The 15,197-nt window shown below is 36.3% G+C and carries 15 protein-coding genes; all 15 read left to right on the plus strand.

Annotation, left to right across the window (positions count from 1 at the left end):
* Positions 1 to 24: 24 nt before the first annotated feature.
* Positions 25 to 1,284, plus strand: coding sequence for a hydroxymethylglutaryl-CoA reductase, degradative (locus tag ACFO5Y_RS08310; protein WP_197104566.1), 1,260 nt, complete (start codon positions 25 to 27; stop codon positions 1,282 to 1,284).
* Positions 1,285 to 1,322: 38 nt separating this feature from the next.
* Positions 1,323 to 2,504, plus strand: a complete 1,182-nt coding sequence (locus ACFO5Y_RS08315) for a hydroxymethylglutaryl-CoA synthase (protein WP_380706434.1) — start codon at positions 1,323 to 1,325, stop codon at positions 2,502 to 2,504.
* A gap of 355 nt (positions 2,505 to 2,859) precedes the next feature.
* Complete coding sequence (locus ACFO5Y_RS08320) at positions 2,860 to 3,090, plus strand: DUF1146 family protein (RefSeq protein WP_138403656.1); 231 nt, start codon at positions 2,860 to 2,862, stop codon at positions 3,088 to 3,090.
* A gap of 61 nt (positions 3,091 to 3,151) precedes the next feature.
* Entirely contained in the window at positions 3,152 to 4,456 is a 1,305-nt protein-coding gene (gene murA / locus ACFO5Y_RS08325; RefSeq protein ID WP_197104565.1) for a UDP-N-acetylglucosamine 1-carboxyvinyltransferase, read from the plus strand.
* A gap of 28 nt (positions 4,457 to 4,484) precedes the next feature.
* Complete coding sequence (gene mreB / locus ACFO5Y_RS08330; protein WP_197104564.1) at positions 4,485 to 5,552, plus strand: rod shape-determining protein; 1,068 nt, start codon at positions 4,485 to 4,487, stop codon at positions 5,550 to 5,552.
* 22 nt (positions 5,553 to 5,574) lie between these two features.
* Positions 5,575 to 5,772, plus strand: a complete 198-nt coding sequence (locus ACFO5Y_RS08335) for a DNA-directed RNA polymerase subunit beta (protein WP_197104563.1) — start codon at positions 5,575 to 5,577, stop codon at positions 5,770 to 5,772.
* A 226-nt stretch (positions 5,773 to 5,998) separates the two neighbouring features.
* A complete protein-coding gene (locus tag ACFO5Y_RS08340; RefSeq protein WP_197104562.1) occupies positions 5,999 to 6,373 on the plus strand; it encodes a hypothetical protein in 375 nt (124 codons plus the stop codon).
* Between the two features lie 183 nt (positions 6,374 to 6,556).
* Positions 6,557 to 6,988, plus strand: coding sequence for a division/cell wall cluster transcriptional repressor MraZ (mraZ, locus tag ACFO5Y_RS08345; RefSeq protein ID WP_197104561.1), 432 nt, complete (start codon positions 6,557 to 6,559; stop codon positions 6,986 to 6,988).
* 17 nt (positions 6,989 to 7,005) lie between these two features.
* The gene (gene rsmH, locus ACFO5Y_RS08350; protein ID WP_197104560.1) at positions 7,006 to 7,959 is read left to right on the plus strand and encodes a 16S rRNA (cytosine(1402)-N(4))-methyltransferase RsmH; all 954 of its coding nucleotides are present in this window, start codon (positions 7,006 to 7,008) and stop codon (positions 7,957 to 7,959) included.
* 25 nt (positions 7,960 to 7,984) lie between these two features.
* Positions 7,985 to 8,422, plus strand: a complete 438-nt coding sequence (locus tag ACFO5Y_RS08355; protein WP_197104559.1) for a hypothetical protein — start codon at positions 7,985 to 7,987, stop codon at positions 8,420 to 8,422.
* Positions 8,419 to 10,134, plus strand: coding sequence for a peptidoglycan D,D-transpeptidase FtsI family protein (locus tag ACFO5Y_RS08360; protein WP_197104558.1), 1,716 nt, complete (start codon positions 8,419 to 8,421; stop codon positions 10,132 to 10,134). Before ACFO5Y_RS08355 ends, ACFO5Y_RS08360 begins: the two co-directional genes overlap by 4 nt.
* 14 nt (positions 10,135 to 10,148) lie before the next feature.
* A complete protein-coding gene (locus tag ACFO5Y_RS08365) occupies positions 10,149 to 11,654 on the plus strand; it encodes a UDP-N-acetylmuramoyl-L-alanyl-D-glutamate--2,6-diaminopimelate ligase (protein ID WP_197104557.1) in 1,506 nt (501 codons plus the stop codon).
* A 22-nt stretch (positions 11,655 to 11,676) separates the two neighbouring features.
* Positions 11,677 to 12,627 (plus strand): phospho-N-acetylmuramoyl-pentapeptide-transferase, encoded by a 951-nt coding sequence (gene mraY, locus ACFO5Y_RS08370; protein WP_197104556.1) that lies wholly within the window; start codon positions 11,677 to 11,679, stop codon positions 12,625 to 12,627.
* Between the two features lie 18 nt (positions 12,628 to 12,645).
* On the plus strand, positions 12,646 to 14,037 hold the full coding sequence (gene murD, locus ACFO5Y_RS08375; RefSeq protein ID WP_197104555.1) for a UDP-N-acetylmuramoyl-L-alanine--D-glutamate ligase: 1,392 nt from the start codon (positions 12,646 to 12,648) through the stop codon (positions 14,035 to 14,037).
* A gap of 12 nt (positions 14,038 to 14,049) precedes the next feature.
* The gene (gene murG, locus ACFO5Y_RS08380; RefSeq protein WP_197104554.1) at positions 14,050 to 15,162 is read left to right on the plus strand and encodes an undecaprenyldiphospho-muramoylpentapeptide beta-N-acetylglucosaminyltransferase; all 1,113 of its coding nucleotides are present in this window, start codon (positions 14,050 to 14,052) and stop codon (positions 15,160 to 15,162) included.
* The last annotated feature ends 35 nt before the right edge of the window (positions 15,163 to 15,197 follow it).

Below are 15,197 nucleotides of genomic sequence, written 5' to 3' on the forward strand. Positions count from 1 at the left end.
ATATCAATTTGAAGGAGCAATAATATGGACCAAAGGCAATTTTTCTCAGGCTTTTATAAGCATTCGATTTCCAAACGGATAGAATTAATCGAATCATGGCTGGATGCTTCAATCGATTCAGCGAGCACCGTGTTGCCGGAAGCCTATGCGAATCAAATGATAGAAAATTATTTGTTTAATTATCATTTACCTCTTGGAGTAGCAGTTAATCTTAAAGTGAATAATGCTGAGTATGTAGTACCGATGGCAATAGAGGAACCATCGGTGATTGCAGCGGCAAGTTTCGGTGCTAAATTACTAGGCAATATTCAGGCAGAAACAAAAGAGCGCTTGTTAATTGGTCAAATTATTATGACAGTTCAACAACCCTTTATTGAAATTCAACAAATCATTAAAGAAAATAAGGCAAAGCTACTCAACATTGCATCTCAAGCAAGTGCATCCATGGTCAGACGTGGCGGTGGACCAAAAGATATTTGGGTTGAAGAGAAAGAGCATCCAAATCGTAATTATGTTAGTGTTTATTTATCACTTGATCCTTGTGATGCTATGGGGGCTAATGTGATTAATACCGTCTTAGAAGCACTTTCTCCAACGATGGAATCCATCATTGAAGGTGAAGTCTTAATGAGTATATTATCCAATTACCAACCTCAAGCTGTGACCATAGCTACAGCCAAAGTGCCATTTGCTCATTTAAGTAAAGATAAAGAGGAAGCCAAAAGTTTAGCAGAGCGTCTTGAGATGGCTTCAGACTATGCTTGGCTAGATCCTTACCGTGCCACAACACATAATAAAGGGATTATGAATGGAATTGACGCCGTGGTTATTGCAACAGGTAATGATTGGAGAGCGATCGAAGCCGGCGCCCATGCTTATGCCGTCAAGGATGGCCAATACCGCTCACTGACAAAGTGGCAAGTAAACTATGAAGATGAATCATTAGAAGGTAGCATTGAGATACCGTTACAAGTTGCTACCGTTGGTGGTACTTTATCGTCACATCCAACCGCAAAACTTGCCCTAAAAATGCTCAATATCACCTCAGCCAAAGATTTATCAAATATCATTGCATCTGTTGGCCTCATACAAAACTTTGCTGCTATGCGCGCGCTAGTGAGTGAAGGCATCCAAAAGGGACATATGCGTATGCAAGCACGTGCTTTAGCCATGCAAGTTGGAGCAACAATTGAAGAAATACCGGCTGTTGTGACTCAGCTAAATGAAGCAGCGCAAATGAACCGGGATACAGCGAGAAGAATTTTAGAAGAAATAAGGAAATAGAGATAGAAAAGGAGTGGATTCAAATCGTAAAGGTAGGAATCGATCAAATTACATTTCACGTACCAAATCATTACGTTGATATGGTTGAATTAGCAAAAGCTAGAGATATTGACCCAAATAAATTCTTAATTGGTATTGGCCAAGAGAAGATGGCCGTACCGACCATTGAAGAAGATATTGTTGCTATGGCAGCAAATGCAGCCAACAGAATTGTAACTGAAGAAGATAAAGAATTAATTGATCAAGTCATCTTCGCTACAGAATCAGGTTTTGATTTCTCAAAATCAGCTGCAACTTACATTCACCAAATGCTAGGTATTCAACCATTTGCTAAAGCATACGAAGTGAAACATGCTTGTTACGGTGGAACAGCAGCGCTTATATCTGCATTTAATTACGTAAAGCTGAATCCAGAGCGAAAAGTTTTAGTGATTATGTCAGATATCTCACGCTATGGACTTAACTCAGGTGGGGAAGCGACTCAGGGTGCAGGTGCAATTGCTATGTTAGTAACAGCAAATCCTCGCATCTTAGCATTAGATAGCGAAACGCTCAGTCTAACAGATAATCAGTTCGACTTCTGGCGTCCATCTTACGCAGAAGTGCCATATGTACAAGGAAAATACTCAACAGAACTTTATATTGAAATGTTTAATACGATAATTGAAGAGTATGCAAAGCGTTACCCTGAACGCTTAAGTGAATTACAAGCTATCTCTTTCCACTTACCATTCACAAAGATGGGACGTAAATGTCTGCAGTCTTTAGAGAATAAAGAAGAAACGAATCTTGATTCAGAGCTAGTTGAAAGATGGTTTAGTCATTACGAAGACTCAACATTCATTGGCCGCCAAGTTGGGAATGTTTATACTGGATCATTATACTTAAGCCTAATTTCCTTACTAAACTTTGATGAGAATCTTGAAGAAGGACAGAGAATAGGGATGTTTAGTTACGGATCTGGTGCTGTTGCAGAATTATTCACAGGAGTCCTTCAACCAGGCTTCAAAGACCATATTTCTAAAGAAGGTACGTTATTGCACTTGAATCGACGTGAAAAATTAGATATCAGTGCTTATGAAGAGAATTTCGAACAAACACTCTCTAATGAAGATGGTGTCATCGAAGTCGTAAAAGATAAAGAAACACTTCATCCAGGATTCTACTTAGATCGCATTGACGATCACCGTAGATACTATAATGAAATAACAACAAAATAATCTAAGATTAAACTAGAACAATTCATCATTTGTTCTAGTTTTTTTTATAAAATAATATTATTAACTAGCCAAGAATATGATAACGTATTCAAAATAAAAATTAATATACTAAGATTTGCTTGTTAATAAATTTTATTGTTAAAGAAAGTTAAGAATTACTTAAATTTGATAAAATGGCGAAATTGTAATATTTGTAAAAGGGATTGGTGTAAACTTATAAGAGCAATGTTTGAATTATTACACTTGTCTTTTTTAAGATTTAATTTTGACAAGTCGCAAATTAGGATAAAATAAATCAGTTTAATTAAATTTGAATTTATGCTATGATAATTTCGAACTAGAAAGGTGGCGTAGTATGGCGATTTTTAATGGTATGGCAGTACTTGTTGTCCGTTTTACGTTTATCCTATTGAGTTATATGGTCTTTAAAGATATTAATTGGCGTCAGTTTTTTACTGAACGCAAATATTACATGGCACAGTACGCGTGTATATTAGTTAGTATTGCAGTTGGACATGTAGCAGGTTCGTTCGTACTGACGATCATTGAGGTACTTCAAAATATATTTTTGAGTAGCTTTCTATAAATATTATATTTTTTGTCGTAAGCTCCAATGCGACAAAATACTTAAAGGGGATTATTTTAAAATGCAAGAAATTATTGTTCAAGGTGGAAATCGCCTAGAAGGTACGGTAAAGGTTGAGGGAGCAAAAAATGCCGTTTTACCTATTTTAGCAGCATCAATTTTGGCAGAAACTGGTGTGACTGAACTAACGAATGTACCTATTTTATCTGATGTTTTTACAATTAATGAATTATTAACGAATATTCAAGTAGAAAATTCATTTAACGAAGAAGCGAACGAAATGAAAATTGACGCGACAGGTGAAGTTAAAACAATCGCTGACTATGATTTCGTAAGCAAAATGAGAGCATCAATCGTAGTAATGGGTCCATTATTAGCTCGTTTTGGTCATGCAAAAGTAGCTATGCCTGGTGGATGTGCAATTGGGACTAGACCCATTGACTTACACTTAAAAGGCTTTGAAGCACTTGGTGCTGAGATTAACAGCCAAGCAGGTTACGTAGAAGCAACAGCGTCTAAATTAAAAGGAGCAAGAATCTATTTAGATTTCCCAAGTGTGGGTGCGACTGAGAATATTATGATGGCTGCAGTCTTAGCAGAAGGTGAAACAATCATCGAAAACGTAGCTCGTGAACCAGAAATCGTTGATTTAGCTAATTTCCTTAACAAAATGGGTGCTAAAATTGTCGGTGCAGGAACAGAAATGATTAAAATTAAAGGTGTTGAATCACTTCACGGTGTGAAACACTCTGTTATTCCTGACCGTATTGAAGCAGGAACATTCATTGTTGCAGCCGCTGTAACACAAGGGGACGTTTTTGTTGAAGGTGCAATTCGCGATCATAACAAACCATTAATCAGTAAATTAACTGAGATGGGTGTTGAATTCGAAGAATACACAACTGGAATCCGTGTTAAAGGTCCAAAAACCTTAAAAGCAACAGATGTTAAGACACTTCCTTATCCAGGTTTCCCAACAGATATGCAAGCGCAAATGTCAATTGCACAATTGTTGGCTGGCGGAAGCAGTGCTCTAACAGAGACAGTCTTCGAAAATCGCTTTATGCATTTTGAAGAGTTACGTCGTATGAGTGCTAAATTTACAATTGAGCGTCAGACTGCGATTATGTATGGACCAACTGAATTCAGTGGTGCAAGCGTAAAAGCAACTGATTTAAGAGCTGCAGCCGCATTAATTATTGCTGGTTTGGTAGCGAAAGGATTAACTCGCGTTTCAGAATTAAAAAACTTAGACCGTGGATATTATAAATTCCATGAGAAATTAGCTAACTTAGGTGCTAATATTGAACGTGTGGAAATTCAACCAATTGTTTCTGAATCTAATAAAACTAAAGTACTCGCTTAAAGTACAGAAAATAGATGGGTGAAAATACATGAGCAGAGATATCGGAATTGACTTAGGTACTGCGAATGTTTTGATTCATCTTAAAGGTCGAGGGGTCATATTAAATGAACCTTCAGTCGTTGCTTTAGATAAGCAAACTCAAGAAGTCATCGCTATTGGTAATGAAGCGTATGAAATGATTGGTAGAACAGCAGATTCGATTGAAATCATTAAACCTTTAAAAGGTGGCGTGATTGCAGATTACGATATCGCTGAAGCACTCCTTGTACTTTTCTTTCAAAAGATTCACTCACAAAGATGGTTTACAAAACCTAATGTACTTATTTGTAGACCGTCGAATATTAGTGAGATTGAACAAACGGCACTTGTTGAAGCGATTGAAAAAGCAGGTGGCGGCAAGATTTTTATGGAAGAAGAGCCCAAAGTGGCAGGAGTTGGCGCTGGAATTGATTTACTAGATCCTTCTGGGAATATGGTTATTGATATCGGCGGTGGGACTTCTGATATTGCAATAATTTCAGGTGGTGAAATTATTCAAAGTACATCATTAAAGATTGCTGGGGATGATTTTGACGCTAATATTATTCAATACTTCAAAGATAAATACAAACTGCTCATTGGTGAACGTTCTGCGGAGCAAATTAAGATAGAATTAGCTTCAGCAGTGTTCTTTGAGAATCAAGCTCAATTAGAGACTAAGACATTAAAAGGCCGAGACTTAGTTTCCGGACTACCAAAATCAATTAATGTCACATCGAACCAAATATATGAAGCAATTCATGAACAATTAGCTATGATAGCTAGAGCAGCTAAAGAACTGCTTGAAGACACACAACCTGAAATTGCGTCTGATATTATGGAAAAAGGGATACTACTTACAGGCGGGGGAGCATTAATCGGTTCTATTGACGTTTTTCTATCCGAGTATTTAAATGTCTCTGCCATTCGTGCCAATCAACCTATGAGTTGTGTAGCGATAGGGACGGGTATTATGCTAGATTTAATTCAATCTGGTAAATTACAACGGACAAATCTATCTTGGCAACAAAAAGTTGCGCGCTATTTCTCAAGATTGAAACGCCGTCTCATTGGATAAACTAACGATAGGGGATCGAAATATGTCAGATAAATATATTGAAGACAATGTTTTATTAACCGTCTTAAAAACACTTGGTAAAATAATATTATTTTTATTATTTATCGCTTTGTTTTTCGTTCTTGGTTTATTTATTGGATATTCCATTATAGGTGACGGAAATTACTGGGAAGTGTTAAATCAAGATACATGGCAACATATTCTTGACTTTATAAGATGACAGAATATTACAAATAAACAAATGAATTGATCGAATGATAAATCAAAGGGATTTTACACGCTATGTCAAATATGTGTAAAAGTTAGCTCATGATTTTTCATTCGATTTTTTTTATTTTAAAAGATTTGGTGTATCCTTCTAGAAATGATTTAAGTTACTGGTTAAATTGTGTATAATTAAGAGACTGAGAAATAAAGCAAATGAAGCTGAAAGTGGAGGTGTTTTAATGACAAATGACTTTGTGTTTTCGGAATTACTTTTATATATTGTTCCTGTAGTTATTATTTTTGTTGTTCAAAAGTATTTGAAATCATATTTGAAGTTTTTTGATAAGTATCCGTTGAATTTAGCTATTTTGTTATTACCACTGTGGTTGACATTAATTCATCTTTTTTCAAAATTAATCTTTGGCTTTAGTCTGATCCCATTCATACTTTTTATTACGGCATTTGCCTTAGGATTGCAGCTGTATGATTATATCAGACGCATTGATATGTTTACTTTTCAAGAATACTATATGCCTGCTAGTCAGTTAATATCCAAAATGTTTTCAGCTTTCTTAGTTGGTTTAGTCATTTTAAGAGTATATACATACTTTTAGTGGGAAAATCCCCCACTAATCTTCCACTCGCCCCCACTTTTAACAAAGGTTGATAATAAGCTATTTAGAGTCGTTACTCGAAAGAGTTTCGGCTCTTTTTTTGTTTAAATTTGGTAAATAGTGGTACGAAGTGGAGGGATGTGGTAGAATGAAATTAACTAAAATGGAGGAGGTGTAATCGTCGTGCTGATTGGTGAATATCAACATAATATTGACGTAAAAGGGCGACTGATTATGCCATCGAAATTCCGTCCAGATTTAGGTCATAACTTTATTATTACTCGTGGTTTAGACGGATGTTTATTCGGCTATCCACTCGAAAATTGGGAAACTATTGAAGAGAAATTACAACAATTACCTTTAGCAAGAAAAGATGCACGTAAATTTACTCGTTTCTTTTACTCAGCTGCCACTGAAGTAGAAGTAGATAAGCAAGGGCGAATAAATTTACCAAAAACACTTATAGACTTCGCTAAAATCGATAAGAGCTGTCGTGTGATCGGCGTATCAGATCGTATCGAGATTTGGAGTAGCGAACGTTGGGAAGAATTTGCAGATAGCATCGAAGAAGATTTTGAAGATATCGCAGAAGACATGATTGATTTTGGATTTTAGAAACGGGGGGATTATGAATGTCATTTGAACATGAGACGGTTCTATTGCATGAAACAATTGATATGCTAGAGATTAATCCGAATGGAACTTATGTAGATTGCACCTTGGGGGGAGCAGGTCACGCTAAGTATTTATTATCTCAATTATCAGAACGCGGACATTTATATGCCTTTGACCAGGATATGACAGCCATTGACAATGCAAAAGTTGTATTAGCAGAAGAGATAGAAGCAGGTAAAGTAACTTTTATTCATCGTAATTTTAGAGAAATCGAACAAGGTTTAGCAGAACATAATGTTAAATATGTTGACGGTATTTATTATGACTTAGGGGTTTCATCTCCACAATTAGATATTGCTGAACGTGGTTTTAGTTACCATCAAGAAGCACGTTTAGATATGAGAATGGATCAAACTCAAGAACTTAGTGCATACGAAGTTGTGAATGAGTGGGATTTCAATGATTTAATAAGAATTATTAGTCGTTATGGGGAAGAGAAGTTTGCGAAGCGAATTACTCGAGCCATTGAATCAGAAAGAGAAAAAGCACCGATTGAAACGACAACACAATTAAGTGAGATTGTGAAGTTAGCAATACCGGCTGCAACTAGAAGAACGGGTGGACATCCTGCTAAACGAACTTTCCAGGCAATTCGTATCGCTGTGAATGATGAATTAGGCGCACTGGAGGAATCACTGGAAGCAGGGTTGAAATTATTAAAAGTTGGTGGACGTATGAGTGTTATCTCATTCCACTCTTTAGAAGACCGTTTAGTCAAACAGTTATATAGAGAGAAATCAACGCCACCAGAAACACCACCTAATTTACCAGTACTGCCAGCAGAGCACCAACCGGAATATAAATTTATTAACCGAAAACCAGTTACTGCTGATTCTGAAGAATTAGAACATAATAATCGCGCTCGAAGTGCAAAACTTAGAGTGATCGAACGTACGACAATTAAAGAATAGATTTAAAGGATTTAGGAGGCATCGGATGTCAGAACTATTAGAAAAGACAAATTATAATGAAGAGCAATATTTTGAACGTAAATTGGGGAATCATTATGATAATCATCAACCTGTTGCCTCGCCAAACTATAGTGTGCCAGCAAGTGATCAACCATATGAAGAACAAGAAAGTAATGTTTCCAAAAAGAAAAGAAAACTATCTAAATTTGAAACAATTTGGTTATCTCTTTGTAGTATAATAGCCGTTGGAGCGATCATCGCTAGTTTCTTTATTAGAGTGGATATTATTGAACAACAACGTTCAATCAATAATTTAGAAGATTCTATTACAGAATACCGTTCTAATACTGATATTTTAAATAGTCAAATTACTGACCAATTCAATTATCAACAAATTAAAGAAGCAGCGGATAGCAACAATATGACTATTGAGAAAGACAGAGTAAGGACTGTTGAGAGATGAGCGAAAAACAAAGCAATCATTCTAATTTAAATATATTATTATTAATAGGCGTCGCAGCTATAACATTTATTTTGTTAGGTGCACGCTTCTTTCAATTAAACGTAACTCAGTCTTCGCATGGTGAGGATTTAGTAGAATATATCGAAGATTCACAAGACCCAAGAAGTAGTATCATCGAAGCAAAACGTGGCACGATTTATGACATTCAAGGTCAGCCGATTGCGATTGATACTACTTCTTATTCCATGTATGCAGTATTGCAAGGGGGCAATGGTTACGACGCAGTTGAAGACAGAGATCACACTGCTAAAGTATTAAGTAATTATATTGATATGACCCGTGATGAGGTCTTGGATATACTATTAAACTATGAGGCGATTCAAGTTGAATTTGGTACAGCGGGTAGTAATATAAGTCAAGAAACTCGCGATGCCATTGAAGAAGATAATTTACCAGGGGTTTATTTTGTCAGTCAAAGTTCTAGACAATACGTGAACGATTATTTCAGTTCACATCTGATAGGCTATGCGTCGAAGCAAGAACAAAATAATTCTTGGATGCCGACAGCGGATATCTTAACTGGACAAATCGGGATTGAGTCAGCTTATGATGCTGAATTGAGTGGGCAAAACACCATTGAAAATAATCCTGACCTGGTTGAAAGAACGCGAACATTATTGGGAGAAGATATTTATCTAACTTTAGATAGCCGACTCCAACATTATATGGAAGAGTTACTTGATTATTCATATAATAAGTATCAACCTGAAGAGATGAGTGCTTATTTGGTCGAAGTTGAGACTGGTAAGTTATTAACAGCTGCTCAAAGACCGACATTTAATTTGAATACTCGTGAAGGAATTGAGACGCAATGGACCAACCAATTGGTTGAAGAAGTTTATGAGCCAGGTTCAACCATGAAGATATTAACACAAGGAACAGCTTATGATATGGGCGTTTATAAACCCGATGAATTAGTTGAGACTGGTTCAACAGAAATTGAAGATGTGACAGTTCGAGATTATAACTTGTACGGTTGGGGACCGATTGCTTTTGATGAAGGATTATCTAGATCAAGTAACGTAACTATTGTTGAATTAATTCGCCGTATCGGCTTAGACAATTGGAAGAAACAACTCACAGAATTTGGCTTTGGACAAACGACAGGTTCTGGTCTGGCTAACGAAGCGACAGGAACGGTGGAGTTTGATAATCCAGTGTCTGCAACAATGTCAGGTTTTGGTCAAGGGTTTGCGACAACACCGATTCAATTATTACAAGCTTTCACTTCGATTGCTAACGATGGGAAAATGATGAAAATTCAATACCTTAACGGCATTGGAGAGAATGATGAATTTCAACCGATTGAGATTAATCAACCAATCTCAGAAGAAGCAGCTGATCATATAGTTGATTTAATGGTTAATACTGTGAATGAAGAATATGGAACAGCTCAAGAATATAGTGTGCCGGGCGTTCAGATAGCAGCCAAAACAGGTACGGCGCAAATTGCCAATCCAGATGGATTAGGTTATTTAGAAGGTGCCAATGATTATTATTTCTCTGTTGTTTCATTCTTCCCAGCCGAGGATCCGAAATATATGTTGTATTTCTCAATGAAACGACCAACCAATGATCATAATTTAATGGGATCGCAAATATTAGCTGAGATATTTAGACCTTTTGTGGAATATGTATCAGTTTATGAATAGAAAGTAGGAGTACGATGGAACAAAAAGAATTAATAAACGTATTATATGATGGTCATGTAATTAATACGCAGTATTTAGAAACTGAAGTGTCTAGTTTAGTAAATGATACGCGTAAAGTAGAAAATAATTCATGCTTTATTGCTATCAAAGGCGAGAACTTTGATGGGCATCAAGCGATTGAAGACGTAATTAACAAAGGAGCAAAATTAATTATTGTTGAAGATTTGCCCCAAGAGCCAGAGCAATTTGATGCAACCATCGTGCAAGTAGCTTCAACTTTCCGTACTCAAGCGATACTTGCAAACCAATATTACAATGAACCGTCAACACAGCTTAATGTTGTTGCGGTAACTGGGACTAATGGGAAGACAACAACGAGTAATATGATTAGTCAATTACTCGAAAGTCTCAATCGTAAGACAGGTGTGATTGGAACCTTGCATTATAAAGTAGGGGAAACATATTATCCTGCAGTAAATACAACACCAAACGCTTTAGAAATGCAGAGATTATTCAATGAAATGGTTGAAACAGACTGTCAAGATGCCATCATTGAAGCATCTTCACATGCTTTAGCTTTAGGACGATTATCGTTTACGGATATTGATTGTGCCATCTTTACGAATTTGACGCGTGAACATTTGGACTTTCATTCAACTATGGAAGGTTATGCAAATGCGAAAAGTTTATTGTTCAGTCATTTAGGACAAAGATTCCATAGTCACCGCCCGAGATTGGCCATTCTAAATATGGATGATCCTTATCACACGACGATGGCAGAAGTAACTAGTGCCGATATTGTGACATATAGTTTAGAACATCCTCAAGCTACAGCTTATGCACATTCAATTTCAGAGAAAAATGGTAAGACTGAATTTGTTATAAATTACAACGATCAATCTTATACAGTTGAAATACCGATGCGTGGTTCTTACAATGTTTCGAATTATTTAGCAGCATTTTTAACATTGAGTAAATATTACCAATATACAATAGATGATATTCTGAAAGCGACTCAAGGTTTTACTGGTGTCACTGGACGTATGCAAGTGGTTGATGAAGGACAAGAATTTGAAGTGATCGTTGACTTTGCACATTCACCCGATGCACTTGAACGAGTGATGCAAGAACTCATTGAACATAAATCAAAGGATCAAAAACTCATCGCCTTAATGGGACATAGTGGTGGAAACCGCGATAGCGGGATGCGCGAACCTTTAGGAGATATCTTGTTTAAGTATGCGGATGAAATTGTGTTCACTGCTGACAATCCAAGATTTGAACCCGTTGAAAAAATTGTTAATGAAATGATTGGTTTACATCATAATGATAATAAACCTTATTCAATTATAAAAGACAGAGCAGTGGCAGTACAACAAGCCATTGACATTGCTCAAAAAAATGATATTGTCTTATTCGCGGGTAAAGGTGGAGAACCTTACCAAGTCATTGGAAACGACAATATACCTTACGATGAAGTGCAAACAGTTATTGATGCTATCCATCGTAAACAGTTATAAAAACTAAGGAGTGAACGAAAAGTTGAATATTATCTTACCAATCGTGACTAGTTTTTTATTAACAGTCATTGCGATGCCATTTTTCATCCAATACTTTAATAAAAAGAAGTTAGGTCAAACAACACGGGAAGATGGGCCATTATGGCATGAAGTAAAGACTGGAACACCGACGATGGGTGGAACAGTATTTATCTTAGCTATTTTATTAGCGATGTTAATCTTTGGCTTTATCCAAACGTCTTACTCAGGCGAGTTCTGGATGATTTGGTTGGCATTTTTATTATTTGGTGCCATTGGTTTTGTTGATGATTTTATAAGTATTTTCAAAAAAAGAAATGAAGGATTAACTGCTAAACAGAAGTTTTTAACACAATTGTTATTTGCTTTTGTTATTGCGTTAATTGGCATGGTAACAAACCAACACATTTTCATACCATTTTTTGGTTTTGAAATCTCTAACATTCTGTTAGTCGGATTATTCATGTTTATCTGGATTACTGGTTTTTCAAATGCAGTGAATTTAACGGACGGTTTAGATGGTTTAGCGACTGGCTTAAATATTATTGCGTATGGCGCGTATTACTTTATCGCCGCAGCTGAAGGGAATTCAAATGTAGCGACAGCTTCATTAATTGTAGTTGGATCGTTAATTGGATTTTTAATCTTTAATCGTAAACCAGCGAAGATTTTTATGGGAGACGTTGGTTCACTTGCCTTAGGAGCAGGACTGGCAGTTATGTCATCCGTACTTAATAATCCATGGAGTTTATTAATTATTGGTTTTGTCTTTGTAGTTGAAACTGTAAGTGTTATGCTTCAAGTATTATCCTTCAAGACTCGAGGAAAAAGAATATTTAAGATGGCGCCAATTCACCACCATTTCGAAATGATTGGTTGGAGTGAATCAAAAGTGGTAAATGTATTTTGGGCTGTCGGATTAATTAGTGCATTGATTGCATTATTTATCTTTTAATAGGGAGCGATTTTTAGAATGGGAACGAACGAGAATTTATCAGACAAAGAAATACTAGTGTTAGGCTACGCAAAAACTGGGAAAAGTGTAGCTGAGTTCCTAGTAAAACAACAAGCAAATGTAACGATTAATGACCGAGGGGATCTATCACAGGACCCGTCGGTTACTTTGCTTTTAGAAGAGGGCGTCCAAATCGTAGATGGTGGACATCCTTTAGAACTGCTAGATAAGCATTTTGATATGATTATCAAAAACCCTGGGATACCTTACACAATCCCGTTTTTACAAAAAGCGATTGAAAAAAACATCCCAATATATACAGATGTTGAACTCGCTTCAAGATTTAATAAGGCACCGATTATTGGTATTACAGGTAGTAACGGTAAAACAACGACAACGAGTTTACTGAGAGAATTATTAACTCAAAGAGCAAAAGGGAATGCTTACCTTGCTGGAAATATTGGTATCCCAACTTTAGATGTTATAGATCAAGCGACAGAAGATGATGACATCGTCATGGAATTATCTAGTTTCCAATTAGCAGGAACAGAACAATTCCACTCAGAGATTGCGGTTATTACAAATATATATGAAGCGCATTTGGATTATCACCAAACCCGAGAAGAATATGCCAAAGCTAAATTAAAGATTTTAGCCAATCAAACACAAGATGATTATGTCGTCTATCGTTATGATAATGCCGAGTTACATCAATGGGTGGAAGAATTTAAAGGTCAGCTTGTACCTTTCTCAATTGAAACGATCGATGAGTTTGTACGTGAGAATGGTGCTTATGTAGAGGGCGAATGGATATACTTTAAAGAAGAGCAAATTATTCCATTATCAGATATTCAAATTCCTGGTAGCCATAATGTTGAGAATGTCTTGGCGGCTGTTGCAGTTGCTAAACTAAAAGGCATTTCTAACCAAGAGATTTCTGATATTGTCAAAGAGTACAAAGGGATGCGACATAGAATTCAGCCAGTTGCGAATGTCAGTGGACGTAGTTTCTACAATGATTCAAAAGCAACGAATATTACCGCAACGATTACCGCTTTAAATAGTTTCAAACAACCCATTCGATTTATTGGTGGCGGCTTAGATCGTGGTAATGAATTTGATGAGTTAATACCCTATCTTAAGAACGTATCAGGAGCTTATCTTTACGGTGAAACCAAAGACAAGATGGCAAAAGCCTTTAAAGCTGCGGGCGTTAACACTATTGAAATTTTTGATGATTTAATAGAAGCTACATCAAAAGCTTACCGTGAAGCAAGACAAGGTGAAGTCGTCTTATTATCACCAAGCTGTGCGAGCTGGGATCAATATCAAAACTTTGAAATTCGTGGTGACGTTTATATCGATACCATTGAACAATTATTACTAGAAGAACCATATACGGATGAATAGGAGTATCATATTATGAAAATCAATCGAATCATCTTATCTGGTGGAGGAACTGGGGGACATATTTATCCAGCTCTTGCAATTTATAATCGAATGAAAGAACTCAATCCGGACTTAGAATGTTTATACATCGGTACAGACAAAGGTCTCGAAGCAAGTATTGTTCCAAACGCGAATATTGACTTTAAATCCATTGAGATATCTGGTTTAAAACGTAGTTTATCGCTGGATAATATAAAAGTCGCTTGGCAAATGTTAACGAGCACACAAAAAGCGAAGAAATTAATCAAAGAATTTCAACCTGAATTAGTCATAGGAACTGGCGGCTTCGTATGTGCACCTGTCCTTTATGGAGCAACCCAATTAGGTATTCCGACACTGATTCATGAACAAAATAGTGTCGCGGGAGTAACTAATAAATTCTTAAGTCGCTTTGTAGATAAAGTTGCGACGTCTTTTTATGAAGTTGAGAATGACTTTGCAAAAGTTAGTCACAAAGTGGCATTTACTGGAAACCCACGAGGGCAAGAAGTAACAAACTATGCTAAAGATGAGCATATTCTATCTAAAAATTATGACTTTAATGACCAATTACCAACAGTACTAATATTTGGAGGTAGTCGTGGTGCGCCAGCTATTAATAAAGCAGCTGTAGAATCCATCGAAGCCTTTGCTAATAAAGAGTATCAAGTAATTATTGGGACTGGTTCAGTTCATCACTCAGAATGGATGACTTATATACAAGAGAACCAGATTAAAGTACCTAATAATGTTAAAATAGTACCATACATTGATAATATGCCGGCACTATTTCAAAGCATTGACTTAGTTGTTTGCCGAAGTGGCGCAACGACATTAGCAGAATTGACAACACTTGGGCTTCCGAGTATTTTAATTCCTAGTCCATACGTTACGAACAATCATCAAGAGATGAATGCCATGGCATTAGTGAATAATCAAGCTGCTGAAATGATTAAGGAAAGTCAACTTGACTCAAGTCAATTAGTTCATACGATTGATCGAATGATACTAGATCAAAAAGCATTAAATAAAATGGCAGAAAATGCCAAAAAATTAGGTACGCCACATGCAATAGATGATATTATTAAACTAGTTGAATCTATTTAATAAGTAATTTAGACTAAATATTTTCGAGGAGGTGA

Origin of the sequence: Ruoffia tabacinasalis (genome assembly GCF_042652985.1) — a bacterium.
Classification (GTDB): domain Bacteria; phylum Bacillota; class Bacilli; order Lactobacillales; family Aerococcaceae; genus Ruoffia; species Ruoffia tabacinasalis.

Excerpts from the sequence above, each read along its gene's own strand:
- ACFO5Y_RS08365 (WP_197104557.1), top strand. The coding sequence starts at position 10,149 with ATGGAACAAAAAGAATTAATAAACGTATTATATGATGGTCATGTAATT.
- mreB (WP_197104564.1), top strand. The coding sequence starts at position 4,485 with ATGAGCAGAGATATCGGAATTGACTTAGGTACTGCGAATGTTTTGATT.
- ACFO5Y_RS08320 (WP_138403656.1), top strand. The coding sequence starts at position 2,860 with ATGGCGATTTTTAATGGTATGGCAGTACTTGTTGTCCGTTTTACGTTT.
- murG (WP_197104554.1), top strand. The coding sequence starts at position 14,050 with ATGAAAATCAATCGAATCATCTTATCTGGTGGAGGAACTGGGGGACAT.
- ACFO5Y_RS08310 (WP_197104566.1), top strand. The coding sequence starts at position 25 with ATGGACCAAAGGCAATTTTTCTCAGGCTTTTATAAGCATTCGATTTCC.
- ACFO5Y_RS08360 (WP_197104558.1), top strand. The coding sequence starts at position 8,419 with ATGAGCGAAAAACAAAGCAATCATTCTAATTTAAATATATTATTATTA.
- ACFO5Y_RS08355 (WP_197104559.1), top strand. The coding sequence starts at position 7,985 with ATGTCAGAACTATTAGAAAAGACAAATTATAATGAAGAGCAATATTTT.
- murA (WP_197104565.1), top strand. The coding sequence starts at position 3,152 with ATGCAAGAAATTATTGTTCAAGGTGGAAATCGCCTAGAAGGTACGGTA.
- murD (WP_197104555.1), top strand. The coding sequence starts at position 12,646 with ATGGGAACGAACGAGAATTTATCAGACAAAGAAATACTAGTGTTAGGC.
- rsmH (WP_197104560.1), top strand. The coding sequence starts at position 7,006 with ATGTCATTTGAACATGAGACGGTTCTATTGCATGAAACAATTGATATG.
- ACFO5Y_RS08340 (WP_197104562.1), top strand. The coding sequence starts at position 5,999 with ATGACAAATGACTTTGTGTTTTCGGAATTACTTTTATATATTGTTCCT.
- ACFO5Y_RS08335 (WP_197104563.1), top strand. The coding sequence starts at position 5,575 with ATGTCAGATAAATATATTGAAGACAATGTTTTATTAACCGTCTTAAAA.